This is a genomic window from Enterococcus spodopteracolus (assembly GCF_030441955.1).
In the GTDB taxonomy this organism is placed as follows: Bacteria; Bacillota; Bacilli; order Lactobacillales; family Enterococcaceae; genus Enterococcus_B; species Enterococcus_B spodopteracolus.
The window spans coordinates 1-255 of sequence record NZ_JARJHD010000170.1 but is presented as its reverse complement, the minus strand read 5'-3'; the positions used below and the strand labels follow the sequence as shown (position 1 = coordinate 255).

1 protein-coding gene is annotated in these 255 nt (G+C 38.4%); it reads right to left on the bottom strand.

The window, feature by feature from the left end; genetic code table 11:
- Positions 1 to 117: 117 nt before the first annotated feature.
- Complete coding sequence (locus tag P3R27_RS15050) at positions 118 to 255, bottom strand: WxL domain-containing protein (protein ID WP_404830965.1); 138 nt, start codon at positions 253 to 255, stop codon at positions 118 to 120.

The following is a 255-nucleotide window of genomic DNA, read 5'->3' as shown; positions in this document are numbered from 1 at the left end:
GCTTGTTTCATTCGTTTACCCCTTCCTTTAAAGAGAGTAGCGCTACAAAATTGTAACGCTACGTCATTTGTTTCTATAATCTAAAATAGCTTGCCTTCCACCGATCCTAAATCTGGATTATACTTCGCCATTTTCTTCTTCTACACCGCTACTACCAGGTGTATTAGATAATTCCCAAGTTAATGTTGATTTATATTGTGTCGCATCTTTCGCTGTCTTACCAGGAACGAATAATTGGATTGCCTCATTGGTCAC